Here is a 643-nt window from a genome sequence, read left to right as displayed (position 1 = left end):
CGTACTAATTTTTTGACGTGATCATACAGGCGCGGCGGATCGAAATGACCATAGGCTTTTTTACGCAAATGAAATACCGCCAGACGTGCCGCCAGATATTGGTAATCCGGTGCATCTTTGGTGATTAAATCGGCAGCCGCTTTGATAATGGTTTCATGAATATCCGAAGTGCGGATACCTTCGTAAAATTGGATGTGTGAACGCAATTCTACTTGTGAGACTGATACATTATCCAGCCCTTCGGCTGCCCATGTGATCACGCGGTGGATTTTATCTAAATCAATCGGCTCCAAACGTCCGTCACGTTTGGTCACCATCAATGCTTTATTCATTTGATTACCTGTATTCCATCAATTGCTAACGAATTGAGAGTTTTTGAAGATGATTATTTGAACACTATATGTGGTGTTCAGTTAAAAACGAAATACAAGATAATGTGTTCAATAGGAAATATCAAGTATAAAATTTGCAGCAGAAAAGGATAAAAAAGATTGACATTGAGCGAGTGACTGAAAACTCAAGGGTCGCGCGATCCTAGCTTTTTAGATAAGCAAAATTTATTTAAAAAATTGTGAGCGACAGCACAAAATAACAGCGAAGATAATCTACACAGCACTTAAAAAATAAAGTGCGGTTGTGCAAC

1 protein-coding gene is annotated in these 643 nt (G+C 39.0%); it reads right to left on the bottom strand.

Annotated elements, in window-relative coordinates; genetic code table 11:
- The coding region (locus tag FHQ30_RS12950) for an ATP cone domain-containing protein (protein ID WP_500692277.1) at nucleotides 1-332 on the bottom strand (332 nt) is incomplete at its 3' end.
- Between the last annotated feature and the right edge of the window lie 311 nt (nucleotides 333-643).

The sequence above is a fragment of the Testudinibacter sp. 'clade 2' genome (genome assembly GCF_006227735.1).
Lineage (GTDB): Bacteria > Pseudomonadota > Gammaproteobacteria > Enterobacterales > Pasteurellaceae > Chelonobacter.
Note: the sequence above shows the minus strand (reverse complement) of the source record. Positions and strands in the feature narration are given on the sequence as shown.